Genomic DNA, 24,290 nt, shown 5'->3' on the forward strand with positions numbered 1-24,290 from the left:
GTAACTCGCCGCAGCGATGCTAGGCGCGTTGGGGAACCCCCGTCAATCGCCACTTTAGGCGGGGCGGTGGAGTAAAAACTTGTATCGATACGACAATTTAGAAACGGGTTAGCCGATAAGTAGGCGCACGCCGACCCACCCGGTCAGCGCGGCGGTCAGCCAGCGAATCACCTTCGCCGGAAGATAGCGCAGCGCCAAATAACTGCCGATCTGGCCGCCGATCACCACCGCTAGCAGGAGCGGCAAAGCCCCGCCCAGCGCCTCGCCGAACCGCGCAAGGCCCGACTTGGCGACTTGCCCCGCGAGGCCGGTGAACGAATTGATCAGGATGAACAGGCTGGCCGTCGCCGCGATCCGCCGCGCGCTATTCCAACGCGCCAGATGGAGGAGCGGGGCGAGAAAGATTCCGCCGCCAATGCCGACCAGACCGGCGAGATAGCCCAGCGGCGCAGCGGCCAGCGCCATTACCCATGTGCGACGCGGCTGCTTGGGGTCATCGCCCGACCGCCCGATTGGAAGCAGCAGCGCCAGCGCGGCGAATACCAGGCTCGCGCCGAGGAGGGTTAGGAACGCAGCTTCCTTGATCGGGGTCAACCCGCCAAGAAAGGCGAGCGGCGCAGCAATCAGCGAGACTGTCAACGCCCCGCGCCAAGGCATTTCGCCCGCGCGTGCGAAGCGGACGACCCCGCCCGTTACGACGACGATGTTGCAGGCAAGCGATATGATCGGGAGAATGCGAAAGTCTGTCCCCGCCAACGCGAGCAAGGCCGAATAGGTCGATCCCCCGCCGAACCCGACGGAAGCGTAGAGCAGCGCGGTTCCGAAGAATCCGGGGATCAGCCAGAGTGGCATGGTCAAACTCTTCTTGTTCCAAAGCCAATCCGCTCATCCCGAGCCAAGTCGAGGGATCGCATGCGACGTTTGGCCGTGGGCAACGTGTCTCGATTTCGCTCGACACGAGCGGGTTCGGTGGCGGTTGGGATGTCTACTTAGCCCTCGCGTCGGATCACGAGGTTTCTGATCTCGCTCATGTCTTCCATCGCGAAACGCACGCCCTCGCGGCCGAGGCCCGAATCCTTGACCCCGCCGTATGGCATGTTGTCCACGCGATAGGATGAAACCTCATTGACGCAGACGCCGCCCACATCGAGGTGGTCCCAAGCCTCAAGCACCTTATGAATATCGCGCGTGAAGATCCCCGCCTGCAAGCCGAATTTGCTGTCATTGACCTCGTCGAGCGCGGCCTTCCATTCGCTGAACTTGCTGAGGATCACCACCGGGCCGAATGCCTCCTCGCGATAGACGTCGCTATCGGTCGATGCGCCTTCGAGCAGCGTCGCCTCCAGCATTGCCCCCTCACGCCCGCCGCCCGCGAGCAACTTGGCCCCGCCCGCGACCGCTGCATCGATCCACCCCTTGAGCCGCGCCGCTTCCTTTTCGGAAATCATCGGTCCGATAAAGGTTTCACGCTTCTTGGGATCGCCTTTAATCAGCGTTTTGACCTTCGCGGCGAGCATATCTCGGAACTTGTCGTAGACCGCCTCGTGGATGATCACGCGCTGGACGTGAATGCAGCTCTGTCCCGACTGGTAATAGCCGCCGAACACAACCCGGGCGAGCGCGTGGTCAAGATCGGCGTCCTGATCAACGATCACCGCGGCATTGCCGCCCAGTTCGAGCACGACCTTCTTCTTGCCGGCCTTGGCTTTCAGGTCCCAACCCACACCGGGCGAGCCGGTGAACGAGAGCAACTTGAGCCGCTCGTCGGTGGTAAACAAATCCGCGCCGTCGCGGCTCGCTGGCAGGATCGAAAACGCGCCCTCGGGCAACACGTCGCATTCGGCCAGCACCTCGCCCATGATGATCGCGCCCAATGGCGTCAGGCTCGCCGGCTTCATCACGAACGGGCAACCGATCGCGATAGCCGGCGCAATTTTGTGCGCAGCGAGGTTGAGCGGGAAGTTGAAAGGCGAGATAAAGCTGCACGGCCCGATCGGAACGCGCTTCCACATCCCGATATAGCCCTTGGCCCGCGCTGAAATATCGAGCGGCTGGACTTCGCCATAGTTGCGCGTCGCTTCCTCGGCGGCGATCCGGAAGGTGTCGATCAGGCGGGTGACCTCACCCTCGCTATCAGCGATCGGCTTGCCGGCTTCGACGCACAGCGCATAGGCGAGTTCATCGAACCGCTCACGGAACCGTTTGACGCAGTGGTCGAGCACGCCCTGCTTTTCGTAACTCGCCAACCGCGCCATCGGCTCGGCAGCGCGGACTGCCCCGGCGATCGCCTCGTCGATCACGTCGGGCGTGGCCAGTGCGCAGGTGAACGCGACTTCGCCTGTGAACTTATCGGTGACCTTCAGGTCCGAGTTGGGCTGCGCCGCCTTGTTGTTGAGATAAAGCGGGTAGTTGGATTTGAGCTGGACCATTGTTCTCTCCCCCCTCCCACCTGCGGGAGGGGTCGGGGGTGGGCAGGGTCTGGGCGGACCGATCGCAATGACCGGTCCACCCTTAACCCCTCCCGCGAGCGGGAGGGGAGCTGGGTCGCGCCTCTTACAGTTCCTTGGACAACTTCTTGATGTCGATGTTCAGGATCTGGTCGTTTTCCGAATAATCAACCGGGCAATCGATCAGGTGGACACCCGGCGTGCTGTTGCAATGAGCCAACAGTTCCTTGAGGTGTGCCGCGCTTTCCACCCGGTGCCCTTGCGCGCCGTAGCTCTCGGCATATTTGACGAAATCGGGGTTGCCATATGTCAGCCCAAAGTCGGCGAAGCCCATGTTGGCCTGCTTCCACCGGATCATCCCGTAACTGCTGTCGTTGAGGATCAGCACGGTGATGTTGAGCTTCAACCGGACAGCGGTTTCCATCTCCTGGCTGTTCATCATGAACCCGCCGTCGCCGCAGATCGCCATGACCTTACGATCGGGATAGACCATCGAGCTCATCATCGCCGAGGGCAGCCCTGCGCCCATCGTCGCCAAGGCGTTGTCGAGCAGCACGGTGTTGGGGCGATAGGCGGTGTAGCCGCGCGCGAACCAGATCTTGTAGACGCCGTTGTCGAGGCAGATGATCCCGTCCTCAGGCATCGCGTCGCGGATCGACTGGACGAGATGCGGCGGGAAGATCGGAAAGCGCGCATCCGCCGCGAGCGGCGCGGTGTGATCGACCTCGGCCTGGCGATAGGACAGCATCTTCTTGTGATCCCAACCGCCGTTGGGAACGATCGCTTCCTTCATCTGCCACACTGCGTTGGCGATGTCGCCGATCACCTCGATGTGCGGGAAATAGACTGGGTCGACCTCGGCGGTCTTGGTCGAGACGTGGATCACCGTCGGCCCGCCATCGCGCATGAAGAACGGCGGCTTCTCGATCACGTCGTGGCCTAGGTTGACGATGCAGTCGCTGTCCTCGACCGCACGGTGTACGAAATCACCCGCAGACAGCGCGGCGCAGCCGAGGAACTTGGGATGACGCTCGTCGATCACGCCCTTGCCGAGCTGTGTGGTGAGGAACGGAATTCCGGTCTTTTCGATGAACTGGTACAGCATCCGCCCGGTCATCGTCCGATTGGCGCCGGCGCCGATGACCAGAACCGGCTTTCGGGCATTTTCGAGCGCCTCGACCGCCTGGCGCACCGATTTGGCGTCGGCATTGGGACGGCGGACGATGCTGCGCTTTACCGGCTTGGCGTCGGTGTATTCGTCGGCGATGTCCTCGGGCAGCTCGATGTGCGTTGCGCCGGGCTTTTCCTCCTCCGCGAGGCGATAGCATTCGCGCAAGCGGCTGGGGATGTTGTCCGATGACGCCATCTGGTGGGTGTACTTGGTGATCGGGCCCATCATCGAGACCACGTCGAGGATCTGGAACCGGCCCTGCTTCGACTTCTTGATCGGCTTCTGCCCTGTGATCATCAGCATCGGCATCCCGCCGAGCGTGGCATAGGCAGCCGCGGTGACGAAGTTGGTCGCTCCCGGGCCCAGTGTGGCGATGCACACGCCGGTCTTGCCGGTGTGGCGGCCATAAGTCGCCGCCATGAAGCCCGCACCCTGCTCGTGCCGGGTGAGGATCAGCTTGATCTTCTTGGAGCGACTGAGCGAATCGAGGAAATCGAGGTTCTCCTCGCCGGGCACGCCGAAGATATATTCGCAGCCTTCTTCCTCGAGGCATTGGATGAAGAGATCGGAGGCCTTCTGGCCTACCTTGGCGCCCGCATCGGCCATTCGCTCGTTCCCTTACGCAAAGCAGGGAAGCGGCGCATCCGTGCGCGCACCCCCGGGTTCTGGATCTGCGCGACCCTGGCCGGCGAAGGAATGTCGATTGCCCCCAACTACCCGCCGGGCGCAGGCGTAACAAAGCCGCGAAGCGGAGTCACGCCGCTATTGCGCTCAATATCCCAGATCGAGATCGAACCGCGGCTCGACTGGCTCGTCCCGGCCCCAGCGATGCAGGTTGGCGACGAAGCGCTCAGCGGCGCGCACGAACATCTTGTCCTGCGCGCGGCCCGAAAGATGCATCGTGACGTGCGCATTGGGCAGCGACCACAGCGGGCTGTCGGCGGGCAGAGGCTCGGGCGTGGTGACGTCGAGGAACGCGGCAGCGATCCGCTTTTCGGCGAGTGCAGCTATCAATGCCGGCTGATCGACGACCGCGCCGCGCGCGATGTTGATCAGCACCGCCTGCGGCTTCATCGCCGCCAGTTCCGCCGCGCCGATCATCCCATCGGTCTGGGAGGTGGCGGGAACCGCCAGAATCACCCAATCGAAATCGCCAAGCCGCGCGCGCCATTCATCCGGACCAAGCGTATCGACGCCGGGCGAGCGGCGGACCTTTGTTACCGCCACTTCGAATGCCGTCAGCCGCGTCTCGATCAGCTTGCCGATCGCACCGTAGCCGAGCAGCAACGCCTTGCTGCCCGCCAGTTCGCGCTTGCCCGGCGAATCGAGCAGCCACTCGTGCCGGTCCTGCGCTCGGACCACCTCGCGATAGCCCTTGGCGACCGTCAGCATGCCCATCACCACGTATTCGGCAATCGTGATCGCGTTGATCCCCGCACCGTTGGTGACGATCGTGCCGCGCGCCCGCAGCAAGTCGAATGGCAAGAAATCGAGACCCGCGTAGATTGAATTGAGCCACTTGAGCTTTTCGGCGCTGCGGATCGCCGCGAGCATGGGCTCCTTCTTTTCGAGGTCGAACCAGCCGATCTCGGCGTCCGGAGCGAGATTGAGCATTTCTTCGACCGAAGTATAGAACCGCGCATCGATCCAATCTGGCAGGCGCGGCTCTACTAGCGGGCGGACGAGCGCGGAGAGGACGGCGACAGTCATGGCGGCGGGTTTCCTCGCTCTCGGCTTGTCCGGCAATGCGGCAAATGGTTAGGCCAGCTTCCAGTCCCACCCGAGCGGGTCGCCGTCCATTACCTCGACGCCCTGCGCGGCAAGTTCGTCGCGCAAGCGGTCGGAGGTGGCGAAATCCTTGGCGGCGCGCGCTTCCTTGCGGCGAGCGAGGATTGCTTCGATTTCGGGTTCGGTGATCATGGCGGATTTGGGGCGTATGCGGAGGGCGCTGCGGGTCAGCGCTTGCAAACCGAGACCAAGCACTTTGTCGCATTCAAAGATGGCGACTAGGCGATCTGACGCATGACCCTTCAGTTCCGAGATGAGTAGCGCGTTCTCAAGGACTCTTGGAGTATTGAGATCGTTGGAAATGGCTTCATCAATCTGATGCAGCGATAGTTCGGCCGTTCCCGCTGGTTCCGACTCAGCCTTCGCCCTCAAGCGCTCGAGACCCATTACAATCCGCTTCAACCGGACCAACGCAGCCTGCATTCCCTCCCAACTGAACTCCAGCTCGCTCCGATAGTGCGCCTGCAGGCACATCAGGCGGTACGCCAGCGGGTGATAGCCGCGGTCGATCAGCAATTGCAGCCGCAGAAACTCGCCCGCCGATTTGCTCATCTTTCCAGAGCGTTCGACCAGGAAGTTGTTGTGCATCCAGATGTTCGCACCGCTTGCGTCTGAGTGGCAAAACGCCTGGTTCTGGGCGATTTCATTGGGGTGGTGGATTTCGCGGTGGTCGATCCCGCCGGTGTGGATGTCGAACGGGAAACCCAGCAATTCGCCGCTCATTACGCTGCATTCGAGGTGCCAGCCCGGTGCGCCGCGGCCCCAGGGTGAGTCCCACTCCATCTGGCGGGTTTCGCCCGGCGGCGTCTTGCGCCAGATCGCGAAATCGGCGCGGTGGCGCTTGCCTTCGACAGGATCGATACGGCCTTCTCCGTCGTCACTAACGGCTCGCGCCAGCGCACCGTAATGCGAAACGGTCGACGTATCGAAGTACAGCCCGCCGGGCAGCTCATAGCAGTGCGCCGAAATCGACTGCGCGAACGCGATCATCTTGGGCACGTAGTCTGTAGCGATCGGCCAGTGCGCCGGCTGGCGGATGTTGAGCGCCTTGATGTCCGCCCAGTAGGCCTCGGTATAATGCCGCGCGATGTCCCAGATCGACTGAGCGTTCTGCGCCGCGGCCTTCTCCAGCTTGTCCTCACCCGCATCGGCATCGTCCGTGAGGTGGCCGACATCGGTGATGTTGATGACGTGGGTGAGCTTGTAGCCCTTCCAACTCAGCGTCCGTCCCAGCACGTCGGCGAACACGTATGCGCGCATGTTGCCAATGTGGGGGTAGTTGTAGACCGTCGGCCCGCACGTATAGACCCGCGCCTCGCCGGGATGGATGGGACGGAACTCTTCGAGCTGCCGGGTCAGGCTGTTGAATAGCTTGAGCGGAGCGCCGGTGGGTACATCAGCGGACATGCGGCGGCCTTTGCCCGCGCGTGCTGGCAATGGTCAAGCTCGGCTACTCACCCCGTCGGCGGCTTGTCGCACTTGGTCTTGTCGTCGGCTTCGCACTGCTGATCGCCGGTCCCGGCCTCGGGAACGAGGAAATCGTCGTTGCCCGATCCGGTCACCGGCTCGTCGATCACCGCCTCGAAACCGACCGGCTCGAACCGTTCGATCTGGATCAGCATGCCCTCACCGATCGCATCGCCGCTGTCGAGATTGCTGCCGCGGCCGACTTCTTCCTCGATCACGTCCTGGATCGGATCGAACTTCGGGGCGCCGCAAGTCGCGGCGAGAAGGCGGCAGCCGTTGACGGTGGAGAAGCTGTCAAACCCTCCGGTGACCTGAACCGCGCGAAGGGCGTTAAGGCCGGTCTGCCCGGCGACGGTGCCGTTGATCACGATCAGCGGCGCACCGGTGGAGGAGGCGCCCGACGTGTTTATCGCGAAACTGTCCGCGACGAAGCCGCGCCGCCCATCGAAGGTCTGGTCGACCGCCGTGTTCTGGATCAGCACCCGCCCGCTCGCCGAGATCGCGATCGACCCGGCTTCGAGCAAGGTCCGCCCATCGCTCACGCCGTCGTTCTGGGCGAGGCGGAGATTGACGGCGTTGCCATCCATGCCCGAGATCGCGGATCGCGCAGCGCTGGTCAGCGCGGTCAGATCGCCGGTCGAGATCGCGAGGGTGCCGCCATGGCCCGCACCTTCGATCAGCCGTACCGATCCCGCACCGGCATCGAGCGTGAGCGTGCCGCTGGTCAGTTGCATGGTGTTGCCCGCGGCGTTGGCCAGCGCGAGTGCGGCACCAACCGACAAATCGCCGGACGCCGACAGAGCGAGCGCCGAGGTCGCGCCGATGTTGCCGTCTGCCGATCCACCACCGCCGGTTGCGGCGCTCGCCGCCAACGTCCCGACGATAAGCGAAGAACCGCCGGCCATGCTCAGATCGCCACCTGAATGGATCCGCCCGAACTCGGCGTTGTCGAGACGATAGCCTTGGCCGGTTCCCGAAACATCCCCCAGGATTGCGCCCGCGTTGCCGGTGTTTGTTAGCGCTATGCCCATGGTGAAGTTGCTCTGCCCCAGCGTCGCTGTTTGGCCCAGCGCCAGGTCGGCGGACCGATAGGCAATCGTCTTGCCCACCGCCAGCGAACGCTGGTCGATCAGCGTCCCTGCGGTGGCCGCGAGCGAGGTCAACGCATCGACCGTGCCCTGCATCGTGATCGACTGCGCCGCGCTCAGCGTGATCGCACCGGTCCCGGGGGTGCCCTTGCTCGTCCCGCCGGCGTTGAGCGCCGACGGGACGGCGAGCGAGCGGCCCCCGGTAATCGGACCAAGGATCAGCGAATTGGCGGTCGAGGTCAGCGTAACGTCGCCGCGCGCGAGGGCGTTGCCGACCTGGAGCAAGCCGTCGGTGGAGATCGCCACATCGCCATTGTCGGCGGTTGCCGCAGCGACTGTCAGCGGACCCGCCGCCTTAACCAGGATCGCATCTCCAGCCAACGCGACGCTGCCGCCCGCGTCGATGTCGGTGTTGACGGTGATCGCCCCGGTACTGGCGGCAAGCGAGATATTGCGTCCCGCCGCAATCGTCCCGAACGTCAGGTCGTCGACGCCACGGATCGTCAGGTCGCGGCCCGTCGCGATCGCCGTTCCCGCCAACGTGGTCACGTCCAGCGTCACATCACGCCCTGCATTGATTCCCGCGAAGTTGAGGGTCGTTGCGCGCGCCGTCACGTCGGTCGCGGCACGGAGCTGGCCTAGCGTGGCGGCCGCGCCGGTGGTGAGGGCGATGGCACCCGTTGTCGAGGTCGCGTCGCCCCCGTTGGCGGTGCCGGCGTTCAGGGCCACTTCGCCTGTCGCGGTGATTTGCACAAATTGAAGCGCCCCGGCGGTCGAAGTGAACGTCGTCCCCGCCGTCGCGGTGCCCAACGTGGTCGCGGCGCCGCTGGTCAGGCTCGTCGCCGCGCCCGAACGCAGCGTATCTGCCGCGATCGTCGCGCCGTTCAGCGTCAGCGATCCGCCCGCGGTCGCGGCGCCCAGCTTAATCGCATTGGGCGTCGCGATCGAAAGCGTGGAGCCTGCGGCGATATCGCCGCCGGTGACCGCACTCGCGACAATTCCCGTTGCCCCGGTCGATGTCAGGCTAGCGAACGTCAGAGCGCCGGTGGCGAGGTTGAGCCCCCCTCCCGCAGCAGCCGATCCCACGTTGGCCGCGCCGGTGGTGTTAAGCATCATCGCGCCACCTGATCGCAAGGTGGCGGCCGTCACGCTGGCCGCGTCGAGCGCAAGCGTCGTTCCGGCGGTGGCGGTGCCCAGCACGATCGGACCGGCCGAACGCGTGTCCAGACTTGTTCCGGCCGCAATGTCGCCTCCAGCCACGCTTGTCGCGGCGATCGTGACAGCCCCGGTCGAGGTCAGTTGGCTGAACGACAGCGGACCGCTGTCGATGGCAAGGTCGCCACCCGCTGTCGCGGAGCCGAGCGTGGTCGCACCGGTCGTGGTCAACGTCATCGCCCCGCCCGAGCGCAAGGTGGTGGCGTTGAGCGTTGCGCCGGTGGCGTTCAACGCGCCCCCTGCGACCGCGCTGCCACCCGTGACCGCATTCGTCGCGCTGAGCACGATGTCGCCATTGGCGGCAACCGCGGCGAACGCGACATCCCCGCCATCCAGCGTCAGGCTGGCGATGTTGCTGGAGGCATCCAGCGACACGAGCGTTCCGGCGCTCAGCGCCAGATCGTTGCCCCCGCTTGTCGCGGTGCCGATCATGATCGACCCGCCCGCGTTGATCGCGGTGGGCGCGCCGGTTTGCAGCGAACCGATCGCCAGGTTGCCGGGCAACGCGTAGAGCGGCTCGAGCGCCCCGCCGATCCCGGCCACCGTCGTCAATTGTCCCCCGGCGGTCAGGCTGTCGAGGGCAATGCTGTCCCCGACATCGATTCCGACATCGTCCACGCTGCGAAGCCGACCGTCGCCGGTCACCGATCCGTTCGCGGACAGCGCCACGGTCCCGCCGTCGATCAGCGCATTGCCGACCAGCGCAACGTCGCCGTTTTGCGAGATCAGCGCGATCGGGCCGCTCGACGAGATCGTAAACGGCGATGCCGCGGCGCCATAAGTAAGCGTTTCGCGGCTGGTTATCGCCACGCTGCCGCCCGAAATATGGCCGGTGCCGGTAAAGGTGACAGGAGCCGAACTGCCCTGGCCGATCCGCACCGCGCCGATTGCGGTGATCGGACCGAGGCAGATGTCGCCCTGTATGCAAGGCGCGGTCAACTGGCCGTTGTCGGTAAGCTGGGCGGTCCCCAAAGCGGGCGGGTTGAGAACATCTGCAGCGATATCCGCGCCACGCAGGATCGAATCCCGCCCGTCGATCGCGCCGCCCGAAAGCGTCACCGAGCCGCCGGTGCCGTCGACCGTCGCGCCACTGCCGATCAGCAGGCTGGCGACGTTGCCATCGGGGTAGGACACGTCCGCGATGGGAGCGCCGGCAGCCAGGCTGATGGAGCCGGGTTCCGATCCGCCGGTGGTATTCGTCAGGGTCGCGCCGGAGCCGATCCGCACGTCGTCACCGGCCGACAGGTCGATCAGGTTGCCGGTGTCGATCGTCGTCTTGGCGGTCACGTCAATGCTCGTTCCCGCTGTGCCGAACAGGCTGCCCGAAAGGTCGAACACGCCGCTGCCGTCGTCTTCGCCCAACGTCAGGTTGCCATTTTGGAAACCGCCCTCGCCGAACGAAACCGACCCCGCCTCCGTGCGTAGCGTGCCGCCCGATGCGTTGCGGATCGTCACGTCGTTCTGGGCGGTGATGAAGATGCTAGGCGCGCGGTATCCGCTGCCGGCTTCGCCAGTGACGTTGCCCCCGGCGAACACTTGGAGATCGTTGCCTGCCTCGACTTCGGCAGGCCCATTCAGCTTGAAATCGCCGCCGGTGGATGCGGAGAACTGGCCGTCGGCGCGCACCGTGGAACATAGCGGTCCGTTGCAGTTTTGCGCCGAAATCAGCGTAGTACCGGCGGCACTTAGAAAGACATCACCGGCTTGGACCAGCCCGCCCTGCGAGCTGACGATGCGGATCGAGGAATCGGTCGACAGGTTCAACTGACCTGTCACGTCGAGCCCCCCGGTGCCGATCGCGATGATGTCGATCGTCCCGCCGGTACCGGCCGACAGGCTGCCGGCCACCCGGATCGGCGCTTCACTGCTGAGGACCGACAGGGTGATCGGGTTGAACATCGGATCGCCGGCTCCGGCGACGTTCAGCGAGGCAAAGTTCACCCCGCCGTTGCTCTCGTCGACGGTGTCGCTGATTTGCGCCGTGCCACTGATGTCGGTAACCCTGAAGTCGCCGAAATCGAACAGGCCGGTGAGGTCGAGGCTCACTGCCCCAACGTCAAGGCCGCCGACAGCGCCGTTTTCATGGCGCTGCGCGGTGATCGTAACGGTTCCGCCGACCCCGCCACCGCCGATTCCGAATGCGCCGAATGCGCCATCGGCACCCGGGGGCGTCCCTTGAGGTGATCCTGGCGGGACGATGCCAACGCCGCCCGCACCGCCCTGCGAACCGCCGGCACCATAGCCGTTGACGAACAGGTTAAGATCGCCGGCCTCGATCAGCCCACCCTCGGCATTCAAGACAACGGTACCGCCGTTGCCCTGACCCGAGTTGCCGCCGGTGCCGCCCGCCCCTCCGACTCCCGTCGTCGGGTTGGTGCCGCCCGACGCGCCGGACCCACCGAACGCGGCGCTGCCCTTGGCAGTCAGAGTCGATGACGAATCGGTGCCGATCGTGATCGTACCCTGGTTGAGCGCGTCGAGTCGGATCGTTCCGCCGGTGCCCGCTGCTCCCGCGCCGCCGCTGGCGCCGATAAAGGTTACGGGGTCGAAGCCTCGCCCGTCGATGCCGCCGCCGCCGGAGCCGTCGACGCTGATATCGAGCGAATTTGCCTGGATAGAACCCGCCGATCCCGATGCGGTCAGGCTGAAAACACCGCCGGTCCCGGCACCGCCATTTCCGCCATTCGACGCGTCGGTCGAGGGGTTTTCCCCGGCTAGGTTGCCGCCACCATCGCCGCCGGTTCCGCTGATCCCGGCGTTGGCGTCGCCGAGCAGAACGGTGCCGTCGTCGGCCGCGACTTCGATACCGCCGCCTGTTCCTGCCCCGCCGTTGCCACCATCGCCGATCGCGCTGTCGGCAAAGCCGCCGTTGCCGCCGGTTCCGCCGGAACCATCGGCATCGACGTCCAAACTGTCGGTTTGGCCCACATCGAGCGTCGCGCCGTCCGTTGCCGAGAACCGCACGGTGCCGCCGAAACCGGCGCCCCCGTCACCACCTTTGCCCGCGGCGTCGAGGACTTCGCTTTCGCCGCTGCCACCTTCTCCGCCTCTTCCGCCCTGGCCGTCCGCATAAAGCGAGCCGCGATCGACCGTGAAGCCGACTCCATCACCGCTGGCTGCAAGTTCTACGCTGCCGCCCTTGCCCGCACCGCCGGCGCCGCCAGTATTGTCGAGCCCGCTCGCTCCGCCGCTGCCGCCTTCGCCGGAGGCGTCGAGAGCGAATTGGTCGGCGAAAACACCGGCGGCGGTGATCGCGAACTCAGCGGTTCCGCCCCGCCCGGCGCCGCCCGCTCCGCCGATGACCCCATCGCCGCCGTCCGCGCCCTGGCCGGAAACCTCGGCCGAATAGAACCGCGTGGATCCGAATGAATTGGCCGATCCGAGCGTGATCGAGGCGTTGCCGCCGACACCCGAACCGCCGTTGCCGCCGTTCGACGGGATAGTGAAGAACCCGCCGCTCTCGGAGCCGCTCGATCCTCCCGATCCCGATGCGTCGATCTCGATCGAGCTGAAGTTGGCGTCGCGGCCGCTATATGAGAACGCGGCCGACCCACCCATTCCGGTGCCGCCCGACCCACGAGTCAACCGAGAGTCGGAGGAGTAGCTAAAGGCGTCGCCGCCATTGCCGCCGACTCCGCGCGAATCGAGGGTGATCGAGTTGACCGGCGAACTGCTGGAATTGGACAGGCTGCCGCCAGCGATCGCCAGGGTGGTAGTGCCGCCCATGCCAAGGCCGCCAACTCCGCCGGTCGCGGGATCATACCCTTCGACCGTGCCGCCGCCACCATACTCGATGACGAAGCTTCCGCCCTCACCGAAGGAAATCGTCTGCGGCGCGTTGCCGGTCGCGCGCAACGCGATCGAATTGGCGATCAGCGCACCGTCGTTGAGAAGCAGGCTGGCGCTGCCGCCGAACCCGGCACCACCTGCCCCTCCCGGAGCGCCGCCACCCTCCCCGAAGCTCGACGCGCCGAACCCGCCGCGGCCATCTGCCGTGATCAGGATGGACGATAAGGAGGTGTTGCCGCCGTTGCTCGTGAAGCTGGCCGCACCGCCTCTGCCCAGCCCGCCATCTCCGCCGTCGAAGCCATCTCCGCCTTCGCCCGAGGCGTCGATTTCCAGCGTGTCGGCGGAAAGCTGTCCGGCGTCGATCGTGACCGATGCGATGCCGCCCTCGCCGTTACCGCCACCCGCGCCTGGGACAGCCAGAACGTCGAACGCTGCGAGGCCATCGAAGGCGTCCACGCTTGAAAAGCCGGGGAGGCCTGGCGCAGCGACGTAGATCGAACTCGCCGACAACTGAGAGCCGGGATTGGTCAACTCGATTGCCGCGTTCCCGCCAATTCCGGTCCCGGTGCGGGTTCCGCCGCTGTCTGGCTGGCCAGCGTACCCGGTCGATTCCACATCGACCCGCGAGGTGGCGACGCGCCCATCCGCAATGGACAGCAGAACCTTGCCGCCAATGCCGTCACCCGCCGCACGTCCGTCCCCGCCAGTCCCTTCGGACGACAGCGCCACCAAGTTCCGCGCGTTAGCCGTCGCGCCACCACTGACGCTCATCGTAACATCGCCGGCAAGGCCACTGCCGCCATTGGCTCCCGAGACGGACGAATCGAGGTCGATCGTGCTCAAAGTCACCGTGCTCGGACCGGTGAAAGCCAGCTTCACCGATCCTGCCGAAGCATTTCGCGCGACGACGTCGTTGTTACCCTGGTCGGCGTAGGCGGAGGTCGACGCGGTGATCGAGTTGGCGTCAAACGAGCCGCCAAACGCCAGGTCTATGCTGCCCCCGGTCGCTTCGGCTCCGGCCTCAGGACCGGGGAAAAAGTCAGGCGTTGAAGCGTCAGCGATGGCGTCGATACTGAAGCCGGAGTTCGAGAAGGTCGTCCCGGAAGTGCTCGAAAACCGAACCGTCCCCGCAGTCGCCGCGCCTGCCGATGCGCCGCCGAGGCCGCCCTGCGCATTGGCGCTGAGGAAGGTCTGGCCGACCGAATAGAACGCGTCGCCAAGGGCGATGGTCACGGTCCCACCCATCGCCGCTTCGCCCGCTGCACCTGCCACAAGCGCGTCGCCGTCGCTCTGCACCGCACCTTCGCCATCCGCGCGGGCTTCAAAGAAGTTGCCGACGGAAAGCTCGGCTCCGCCATCGACCGAAACGTCGACGATCCCGCCCTTGGCGCCCGCCCCGGCGTTGAGCGACAGCGCACCATTTACGAATACGCCGCCCTCACCGAACGCGACCAGATCGATCCGCTTTCCGGCGGTGAGCGACAGGTCTTCCTGAGCGGAAACCCTGCCGCTGGAAGTCGCATCGACCAGAATCCTGTTCGCCGCATTGGCCAGCGTCGTGCTTTGCAGTGACGACAGTTCGGTCAGCGTTATGTTTCCGGCAGGCGCGACCTCTCCCGCAGCCGTCTCGTCACCGCCGACATTGTAGCCCGAAGACAGGACGATCTTGCCGCCCGACGTGCTGGCGCTTGAGGCGGAGTTGTAGCCGATATTGCCCGAAACGAGCATCGTCATCGCGTCGTTCTTGGGCACGGCGGCAAGATAGATGCGGTGCGATGCGGCCGAGCTGCTGTTGCTGTTGGTCGATCCGAGGGTGGTCCCGGTGTGGACCACGCCCTGGCCCAAGCTGTCGTCCGTCCCGCTCGAAACGACAATGTCGAACAGACCGTTGTTGATGGTGATGTCGACCGCGCCGGCAGCAACGTATGCGGTCGAGCCGTTGTTGGTCACCGTTCCAGCCTGAACCACCCGGGGCGCGACAAGCGCGACGTAGCTGTCTTCCTGACGCGCGAAGATCGTGCCGTTGTTGGTTATCGACGAGCCCGCCATCGCTTGGCCGAAACGAATTTCGCCTTTGAGACCATACAGGTTCAACGTGCCGGGATTGCCGTCGTTGTCGACCTTGATCGGGTTGGATGTGAGCACCAGGCTGCCGACATCGATAGTGGCGTTTCCTCCGACGACCCAACCGCCGGGGTTGTAAAACCAGATCTTGCCCTGCGGGTTGGAGGACGTGACGCTTCCATTGAGCGCAAGCGTCCCGGTCAGGCCCATCGGATCTACGCGGTTGAGCACGGTAAACGAGCCGCTGCCTTGAAAATCGAGCTGCGTGCCGCCGTTGAGGAACACGCCGCTAGACACGCCTGTTGGATTCAGCGCCCAATCAACGGTCGCCTGAGTTCCGCTGACAGTGACCTGATCCAATGTCGAACTTTGCGTGACCACCGCGTTGATCCCTACCGGGGTCGCGTTGACTGCGCTCTGTGCCCGAGCCTGCTGCGGCACTGTCGCGAGCGCAAGCGCTGCCGCGGATACCGAGACGCCGGCGAGCAGACCGGCCAGGCCGACCGGCGCGCTCGTCCTGCTTCGCGGAACCGGACCGCCGATCGCCATTGTCGTTCCGGGCTTGTGCTGCGCCACTTGCCGCTTGGTCATGATCCAACCTTCTCGATCAAAAATCTTCTGCTTAAGACGCCTCACCACCGCCAGGGAGCAAGCTGGAGAGTAAAGTTCACCAGAAACCGCACGTCGCCCTTGGCATTCGGCGCGCCGAACGCATCGCGTAGCGGGACCGCCACAAGCGCATCCAGCCTCGCCGCGTCGCGGATCGTCGCGCGCACCCCGGCGCCCGCCGAATATAGTTGCTGTCCGCCCACGCCGTCGAACGCGGTGTCCTCGTTCCACACTTTGGCGGCGTCGAAGAAAGCATAGGGCTGGAGCGCGACGCCCCCCGCCGTCCTGGGCAGCAGTGAACCCACTCTTACTTCGCTGCGCACCCCCACGCCGCTGTCGCCGATGATCGCGCCGGGGTCGTAGCCGCGTCCGACGGTGTAGTTACCGCCCGAGTACTCCTCGTAGCTGAGCAGCGCATGCGGCGCGTACTGCACGCGCGGCGCCACCGAGATGGTCAGGTTGCGCACCGGGCGCCAATCGACCTCGCCCGCGGCGCGCAGGACGAATGCGGTCGGATCGCCTTCGATCCGGCTCGGCGTCGGTGCGCCCGGCGCGATGCAGCCGAGCGTGGCTCCGCCGCAATCCGGGGTGGCGTCGAACACATCGAGGCCCTGGCGCGCCTCTATACTGGCGGCCCACGACCAGTTCGGCTCGAGCGCGGTGAAACCGTCGCGGCCCGAGATGCTATTCTGGCTGATGCCGTTGGCGTCGAGCCGCACGAAAGCGACGCGCAGCTTGTCCTTGTTGAGCTTGACCGCGCCGAAGTCGACCTTCTGATCGATCAGGTCGAACCCGACCGCGCCTGACAGGTTGTGCGATTGCGCCCGCACGAACGGATACGCCGCCTCGAGGCTGGCGATCAGCGTACGCGATTCGATGTCGGGGTTGTTGGCGATCGACGGCCGGGTCCAACCGTAGGTCAGATCGCCGCGAATGGTCAGGCCCTCGCCTCCCACGCGGAACTCATGGCCCGCCTGAAGTACGACCTGCTCGTCGAAATCGGCGGTCGAGAAGACGCTGACGGTGGTCGCATCGCCCAGCCCGGTCAGCCCGGACACTTGCGCGCGGGCGAGGCCGCTCCACCGCCCGACCGACTTGCTGCCCAGGTTCTGGACGGTGAAATCGGCATAGACCGGATTGCGCCGCACCGTAACCTCGCCGACCACCTCGCCCGGCGAACCCTCGACCGGACGCAGCGCCAGCCGCACGTCGAGACCGGGAATGTCGCGTGCCAGCAGCAGGTAGCGTTCGGCGCGGCGGGTGTTGAACACCTCGTCCTGGGTGAGCTTGGAGATGTAGCGGACGAGCAGCTTTTCCGAGGCTCCGGCGTCGCCTTTGACCTGCACCTTGCTCATCCGCGCCAGCAGGATGTCGAGCTTGACGCGCCCGCTCTCGATGGTCTGCGGGGGAACCTGGACTGCGGCGAGGTATCCCGCCGCGCGCAACTGGGTCGCCGCCCGGTCGCGGATTTCGCAGATCACCGAAACCGGCTGGTCGGTGCCGAGGTAGGGGTGGTAACTCTGCGACAGATCGACCTCGGGGATCTTCTCGGTCCCGGTGAAGTCCACCGCTTCGACCTTCAGGTGGATACCCCCGAAGTCAGGGCTGGCGAGCGGACATGGCGCGCGCTCGACTTCGGCGGCATCGATCGAGACCGCTGCTCGCTGTTGCTCCAGCGTCCCCTCACGCACCCCGCGCTCGATCTCCTCGCGGGTCGGCGGTGAAACACTGGGTGCAGCCTGGGCCAGCGCCTGATCGCCCACCGACAACGCGGCGACGGCGATCGCTCCAGTCGCTGCAATTCTAAACGGCCTCATGTCGGCAGACATTCGTAAGCGCATTACCACCCCTTTATTCCGCGGTCCCTGCGCCGTCGGCAAGGCTATCGGCGAGCATATCGAACTGGACCGCACAGCCGTTGGCGAGCAGCAGGCCTCCCAGTTCGGCGGCATTGTCGGGAATCGCATCGGGAGCCAGGCTCACGACCTCGAATTCCACGGCCGGCTCGGCGTCGTCGCCATTGATCCGGTAGCTGCGCCCCGAAACCAGCGGCAAGCTGCCGCCCGGCCACGAAATTCCCGAAGTCCGGGGTGGGAACTGGAGGCGGACCATCGCCCCGCCGTCAGCCTCGCTGAGCCACGACAGGCGCTGCGCCGCGTTGTTCCCGCGCCACAGATACAGGCCGCTGCCTTGCGGCACGCAGACTTTGCCGCCCTTGTCGATGTCCGCGACCCACACACTCTTGGGAACGGTTGGCAATGCTGGCGCGAGCCCGGGGGCCATCATGCCACGCACCGCTCCGGCGCGGATCGTCCGTGGATTGCTGAGCGAACGGGTCAACATGGGGACCAGTCCGCGGTCGCGCAGCACCTGATTATCGACCGCGAGAGTTGCCTTGCCCTTCATCACCCGCGTACCAACGCGGTCGAGCACGGTGACCACATCCCCGTCCTGCAGGCTGATCGAAGTGCCCGCGGGCAGCTTCATGCCCTTGGGAAACTTGGCCGCCGAGGGGCCGCTCGCTCGAACCACGATCGCTTGGGCGCTGGCGCTAGCCGAGACGCCGGTCGATACGGTGAGCGCGGCCGCTGCAAGCCCCAGGCGGGACCATGACCAGCCCACGTTCAGCTCCCCACCGCGGGCGTCGCAGCATTGGCAAACACGTCGAGCTGCGCGGTACAACCCTTGTCCGCCAGCAGCCCCGCCACGGCCAGATCGTCTGTTGGCACGCTCGCCAGCAGGTGCAGGGTCAGCGTTACCGACGGTCCAACCGGATCGCTGAAGATGTAGCGTCCGCCCTCGACGACCGGCAGCGCCGCAGAGGGCCACAGCTTGAGCGGGTTGCCCTTCTTCCATTCGATCGCCACTGGCTTGCCACCGACCGGGGTGAGCTTGGCAGCGGCCTCCTCGCTGCGGTTCGGCCGCCACAGCACCAGCGACGAGGGATTGGCGACGCAATAGGCGCCGCCCTTGCTCACATCGATATACCAAACACTATCCGGCCCACTGGCGCTCCCGGTCCTGGGGGTCAGTGATGCTCCACGCACCGCCCCAGTCCGTGTCCGCACTCCATTGGCAGAGATCGCGCTGGCGACGCGGGTCGCCGCGCCTGCATCGCGGCTGACGCTGCCGTCGAGGGTAAAGCTGCCCGGTCCGGACAGGACACGCGTTCCGGCCTTGTCGAGCACGGTCAGCTTGTCGCCAGCCTTCAGCGTCACCTTGGCGTTGACGGCGAGCTTCTTGCCCTGGGGATAGACGGTCGCCGATGGTCCGGTCGAGCGCACGATGACCGATTGCGCCTGCGCCGAGACTGCGGTCAGCCCTAGACTTGCCGCGAAACTCCCGGCGAGCAGCAGCCGCGCCGCCATTTTTCTAGCCGAGAACATAGCTTTCTCCTTTAGCCGTCGCACGCAACCGTTCGAACAGGTTGCCCAGAGCGTCGTCCTGCCCGAATTGGGCGAGTTTCGTTGTGAGTCGCTGCACAAGCCTGGAATCGCCCGCAGCATGCGCCTCCACGAGTTCATTCACTACCACGCGCTGATCTTCAGCAAGGTCGGGAAGTACCTCGAACACCTCGACCGGTGTCGCGCGCCCGCGCAAGGTTACGGTGCCCATGGGCCGAAACCAGTCGAGCCCCGAACGCTCGGCCGCCTCGCGGCTGACCAGGACCTTGGTCTTGAGCGTCTTGTTCGCCGATTCGAGCCTTGCGGCGGTGTTCATCGCATCGCCCAGCGCGGTGTACTGGATGCGCTTGTCGCCGCCGAAATTGCCCACGACCGCCTCACCGAAATGGACCCCGACGCGAGTGCGCCCCACCGGCGGCAATCCTTCCGCCACCGAACCGCGAAAGTCCTCCCCTGCCTGATACATCGCCCACGCCGCGCGGATCGCGCGTTCGCCGTCGTCGGGATAGGCGATCGGCGCGCCCCAGAACGCCACCACCGCATCGCCTACGAATTTGTCGAGCGTGCCACCGTGCTCGAGCACGATCTCGCTCAGACGGTCGAGATAGTCGTTGAGCAAAGCCGCACATACTTCGGGCTTGAGCGCGTGACTGAGCTTGGTGAAGCCTTCAAGATCAGAGAACACGCAGAACAGTTCGCGCTTTTCGCCGTGAAGCGATAAGCGATCCGGGTTGCGAACGATCTCGTTGGCGATCGAGCGCGGCAGGTACTTGCCAAGCGCGCCCTGCGCGAACTCACGCTCCTTGGCGCCGATGACGCGCATTGCTGCGTTGATCGCGGTATACGCAAGCAACCAACCGACAATCCAGCCCATCGACGGCACGCCGAGTGTATCGAATCCCCAGCGTTCGAGAAGGACGGGCGTCGCCAGGAACATCCCGAACTGGAGAATGACGGCAAGCCCGACAACCGCTCCACGCCCGCTGTATAGAGCGGTCGCTGCGCCCAGCAGGATCACCACCGTCCCTGCCACCCATAGCATTCCAGTCGATATGCTGCGCGGCAAAGCACCATCGAGCAGTTGGGCCAGCATGCTGGCATGGACCTCCACCCCGATCATTTGACGCTCGCCGGTAATTGGGTTGCCGGTGCGGGTGAAAGGCGTGTCGAATTTGTCGAAGTCCGAGAAATCTCCACCGATCATCACATAGCGGCCTTTGATCACATTCCCGACAAGGTCCGCGCTGTCGGGATCGGCCAGCAAATCGATGGGAATTTTATCGAACACCGGACGATCGGAAGACAGCGGCATGCGAAAGCGGATCGGACCGGTGTAATGCATGAACCGGTTATCACCGTCGCCGGCAGCTTCGCTCAATGCCACTGCCAGAAGTGGCGGCAGGCCGACGTATTGCCTAGGCCAACGCCGGGCGACCCCATCGGTGTCGGTTTCGAGCAGAATACTGGCGGGCTTGACCTTGGGGCTCGCCGCCGCCGCGACATAGGTACGCAGGTCCTGCTCCTGCTCATAAGTGATCGCGTCGGGATTGGTCTTGGCATCGGCAAATGCCAAGAACACCGGGGTCTTCATCTCCTTGAGCGTACCCTGGAGCAGTGCATCGTCGTCCTGCGGGCTGTCGAACAGAACATCGATCGCGATTGCGCTGGCGCCGAGCCGGTCGATCTGCGCCAGAGCCTTTGCCAAGATCGTGCGGTCGACGGGCGAAATCTGTCCTGTCGCGCGGTTGGTGTCGGCGGTATAGACCACCAGCGTAATCCGCTTGTCGGTGTCGGCTCCGGGCGCAAGATTGGCGGCCCGCAGATCGTACAGCGCGCTCTCGGCATCGCGCAGCAGCGGCAGGCCCCAACTCAGCGCCGCGATCTGCAGGGCGATTGTCAGCAGCAACAGCGCGATCGCGATCCTAGCGCCGCCCAGTTGCCCGGCGATCCGGCGCACGCTGCGTACCCGATTGCCGGGATCGTCCCGCGGAGCCCTGCGCCTATCGGGCATGCCTCAGCGGCTCCCGGCGATGACCGTGGCGGCCCCGACTGGCTCTGCGGTCGCTTGCCGGACACCGGTAACTAGCGGACGGGTCGCGTCGCCGACAACCGCGAATCCGGCCCAGTAATAGGGGTGAGAGGTGAGCGGGTCGGCCATCAGCTTCCGCTCGGCCGCAAGCAGCGCCTCGCCTGTCGAAACCCCCGCCCCAGCCGAGAACAGACCGGTAATTAGCCGCGCGGTGGCGTTGTAGTCGTCAGGCGCGGGCCAGTGGCTGGCCAGCACCGCGCGCCCGCCAGCGCCGATGAACGCGCGCACTAACCCGTCGAGGGAGGTCCCGCCACCGGTCGCGACGCCGGCCTCGCGGGTCGACTGGATGTCCGCTTCGCCCGCGGTGTCGCACGCCGAGAGAATCACCATGTCCGCATCGAGCTTCAACTCGAAAATTTCCCCGAAGGTCAGCAGTCCGTCCGATTGCCCTACAGGGCCGAACGAAGTCAGCAGCGCCGGACGCACCGGACAGCCGGCCTCAGGCGGGGTGACTAGGCCGTGGGTGGCGAAGTGTAGAATGCGAAACCGGTCGAGATCGCCCCGGCTCTTGACTGCTGTGTCGCTAAAGGCCGCCCCCGTCATAAGATCGCTCTGCTGCGCACCGACGAGGCTGCGCGCCTCGATCAGTTCGGCGTCGGAGATTGGGTTGTTCCATACCTCAAGTGGCCAAGTGCAACCCTGGTCCGCGCCGATTGTTGCCGAACGAATTCCGCTGATCTGCGCCTGCGCCGTCGAGACCCGCGCGTTCTGACCGAGCCCGAGATAGGCTTCCGGCGCCTTAGATCCAGGCAGATCGCGTCCGTCCATGAATGCACGAGCCGAAACTGCTGTCGAGACCAACCGCGACTTGCCCAGCCAGTCGACCATGGTCACGTCGTAGGGATCGGCATCGGCCTTGGCAGCGCTCGCCTTATAGCGCACGACCGAGGCGTCATCCGTGACCAACAGGTTGATCGGAAGCTTGAGCATGGCGCCATCGGGCTCGAAGATGAGATGCTTGGCTGCCAGCATCCGCTCACCCGCAGGAGCGAACAGCGATTGGTATATCGCGCGCGCCAGTTCGACGTTGAACGGTTCGGTCACATAGTTCTCGCCATCGAAGCGCGAGATCGAATTGCGCAGGGCGTTGACGCTGCGTTCCAGTTCGTTGGCGGTCAGGCCAGCGCGATAGGCCCGCGCACCGTTGCTGTCGGCGGTGTATACGTAGACGTTCTGCCCAAGCACCGCGATCTTGGCATAAGTCTCGCCAGGTTTGAGCCGGGTCTTGAGTTCGTCCTCGCCCAGTGCGCGCGCCGCGACCGCGCGATAACGTGGATAGGCGTTCAGTCCGACGATCGTGGTGCGTTCCTGCGCTTCCAGATCCTTGATCAGCGCCTCGACCGCGCCAATCTCGTCGCCCCGCGCGGCCGCGTCGTCGAGCCGCGACAAGGCGGCATATTGCATTCGCGCTCGCTCGATCGAGCGTGTCAGGCTGACCGACTGACGGAACATCCGCGCGGCTTCGTCATCACCACCCGAAAGTTCACGCGCCAGCACGGCCTGCGTTTCCGCAACGCCAGGCCGCACCAAGGTTTGCGAGGCCGTGAAGAACGCCGCAGAGGCCGTCGGATCGCGATCCATCCGCGCCACCAGCAGGTCGAAATAGGGTGCCATCTGGCGGCTCAGGCCCGACAGCGGATCGCGCCGCTCGGCGGACCGGTCAACCACGTCACGATAGAGCTTGAGCGCCTCTTCCTCGCGCCCCCTGCGCACGAGGAACGCGGCCAACTCAGCCTCAGACACTGCATAGCTGCGCGTCTCGGGATATTGCACGGCAACAATGTCGTTGGCCGAGCGCAGCAGCGACTCGGCCGACGAGAAGTCGCCCCGCGCCTCGTCTATTTTGGCCAGCTCGCTGAGAATCTGGGCACGTAGGCGGACGATCGAGACCACCCGTCCGTTGCGCACCGCTACCGCGCGATCGAGCGCCTGGGCGAGTTCGCCGCGCGCCGCCGCCTGATCACCCGTAAGCCGCAGCGCCGTGCCCTTTAGCGCCTGCGCCTGGGCATCCAGGATCGCGGCGCGTTCCTCGTCGCTGAGTTTCAGCTCATCGGTAATGCCCAGCGCGCGGTTCTTGGGATCGGCGGCGTTTACCCTTCCGGCAAGCTGCGGCGTGAGCTCAAGCCGCTTGCGCAGCATATCCACGCCTAGCGCGCTCTGCATCCGCAACGGCTGGCCCAACCGCGCGACCGCGCCAGCATAGTCGGCCTGGTTGATCCGGTGGATCGCCTCATAGTTGCGCCGCAGACGCTCGACGACCGCGCTGCCCGGTGGCTGCGCATCGGCTTCGGCGAACAGGCGATCGGCCTCGCCGAACTGGCCGAGGTTGGAGCGCTGGAGCGCGGCGTTGACGAGGAACTCGACGCGGTCACCCACAACCCCAGGCTGCCCAGCCTGGCGCTGATCGAGTGTCTCAAAGTACGCCGCGGCATCTGCATAGTCGCCGGAATTGTTGCGGCGATAGCCCTCGGCCAAAGCGGTCGAGGCGTCGAGCGTCATCGCTTGAATCCTGGCGTAGGCCTCGCTGTCGCCGATCGAGGTGGTTGCGACGGATACCTCTCCGGGCACGGCGCGGTCGGCAATCAGCGAGCGCAGCGCCAAGTCGAGAGCCGAGCTGTAGGCGGTAAACCCTTCGGCGAACCAGGCGACGCGGCCACGTTCGGTGCTGACAACGGAGTAGTCGAGCGCGGGATCGCGCCACTTGCAGCGTTGCTCGTTTGTCCCGGCGACCACGGTCGAGGTGGCAGGAGCGGCAGCGGCGGCACAATCGACGTCCTTGGCGCGGCGTTGAGCCAGCCGCACGGCGGGATCGCTTCCGTCTCGGCGCAAGGCGAAGACATATCCGACGGGCAGCGCCGAATCACGGCAGACTATCGCCCAGGCGCGGTCGAACGGACCTTGGATCGCGGCATCGGCGGAACGGCTCTGAACCTGGCACAACGCATTGCCGCCATTGCCCAGTGGAAAACTGTCACGCACCGAAAGTGGAAGCGTGGCGCTTTGTGCCTGCGCCGATGGTGCCTGCGCGATCACAGCAAGCCCCGCCAAGACGAGCGCGCATTTGTTCGCGCCGAAGGTGATTCGCATTACAGCTCCCCATCGCCGCCCCCACAGGAGCGTCGCGTTGTCCTACCGCTTGCGACCGTCGTTGTTATGCTT

The 24,290-nt window shown here is 65.3% G+C and carries 11 protein-coding genes; all 11 read right to left on the reverse strand.

Annotated features, from left to right (window positions below; genetic code table 11):
- Positions 1 to 108: 108 nt before the first annotated feature.
- Complete coding sequence (locus GKE62_RS01865; RefSeq protein ID WP_154690762.1) at positions 109 to 852, reverse strand: sulfite exporter TauE/SafE family protein; 744 nt, start codon at positions 850 to 852, stop codon at positions 109 to 111.
- Positions 853 to 989: 137 nt separating this feature from the next.
- Entirely contained in the window at positions 990 to 2,429 is a 1,440-nt protein-coding gene (locus GKE62_RS01870) for an aldehyde dehydrogenase family protein (RefSeq protein ID WP_154690763.1), read from the reverse strand.
- 124 nt (positions 2,430 to 2,553) lie between these two features.
- Positions 2,554 to 4,224 (reverse strand): acetolactate synthase large subunit, encoded by a 1,671-nt coding sequence (locus tag GKE62_RS01875; RefSeq protein ID WP_154690764.1) that lies wholly within the window; start codon positions 4,222 to 4,224, stop codon positions 2,554 to 2,556.
- Positions 4,225 to 4,389: 165 nt separating this feature from the next.
- Positions 4,390 to 5,328, reverse strand: coding sequence for a D-2-hydroxyacid dehydrogenase (locus tag GKE62_RS01880; protein ID WP_154690765.1), 939 nt, complete (start codon positions 5,326 to 5,328; stop codon positions 4,390 to 4,392).
- A 48-nt stretch (positions 5,329 to 5,376) separates the two neighbouring features.
- The gene (gene cysS / locus GKE62_RS01885; RefSeq protein ID WP_154690766.1) at positions 5,377 to 6,813 is read right to left on the reverse strand and encodes a cysteine--tRNA ligase; all 1,437 of its coding nucleotides are present in this window, start codon (positions 6,811 to 6,813) and stop codon (positions 5,377 to 5,379) included.
- A gap of 47 nt (positions 6,814 to 6,860) precedes the next feature.
- Positions 6,861 to 15,620: a hypothetical protein gene (locus GKE62_RS01890; RefSeq protein WP_154690767.1), complete on the reverse strand. Its 8,760-nt coding sequence runs from the start codon at positions 15,618 to 15,620 to the stop codon at positions 6,861 to 6,863.
- Between the two features lie 41 nt (positions 15,621 to 15,661).
- On the reverse strand, positions 15,662 to 17,401 hold the full coding sequence (locus GKE62_RS01895; RefSeq protein WP_230206858.1) for a ShlB/FhaC/HecB family hemolysin secretion/activation protein: 1,740 nt from the start codon (positions 17,399 to 17,401) through the stop codon (positions 15,662 to 15,664).
- Positions 17,402 to 17,489: 88 nt separating this feature from the next.
- Positions 17,490 to 18,260: a hypothetical protein gene (locus tag GKE62_RS01900; protein WP_154690769.1), complete on the reverse strand. Its 771-nt coding sequence runs from the start codon at positions 18,258 to 18,260 to the stop codon at positions 17,490 to 17,492.
- 2 nt (positions 18,261 to 18,262) lie between these two features.
- The gene (locus GKE62_RS01905; RefSeq protein WP_154690770.1) at positions 18,263 to 19,024 is read right to left on the reverse strand and encodes a hypothetical protein; all 762 of its coding nucleotides are present in this window, start codon (positions 19,022 to 19,024) and stop codon (positions 18,263 to 18,265) included.
- Positions 19,011 to 21,053, reverse strand: coding sequence for an adenylate/guanylate cyclase domain-containing protein (locus tag GKE62_RS01910; protein ID WP_154690771.1), 2,043 nt, complete (start codon positions 21,051 to 21,053; stop codon positions 19,011 to 19,013). Before GKE62_RS01910 ends, GKE62_RS01905 begins: the two co-directional genes overlap by 14 nt.
- A gap of 3 nt (positions 21,054 to 21,056) precedes the next feature.
- Positions 21,057 to 24,218, reverse strand: a complete 3,162-nt coding sequence (locus GKE62_RS01915) for a CHAT domain-containing protein (RefSeq protein WP_154690772.1) — start codon at positions 24,216 to 24,218, stop codon at positions 21,057 to 21,059.
- Positions 24,219 to 24,290: the final 72 nt, after the last annotated feature.

The sequence above is a fragment of the Novosphingobium sp. Gsoil 351 genome, assembly GCF_009707465.1.
GTDB lineage: Bacteria > Pseudomonadota > Alphaproteobacteria > Sphingomonadales > Sphingomonadaceae > Novosphingobium.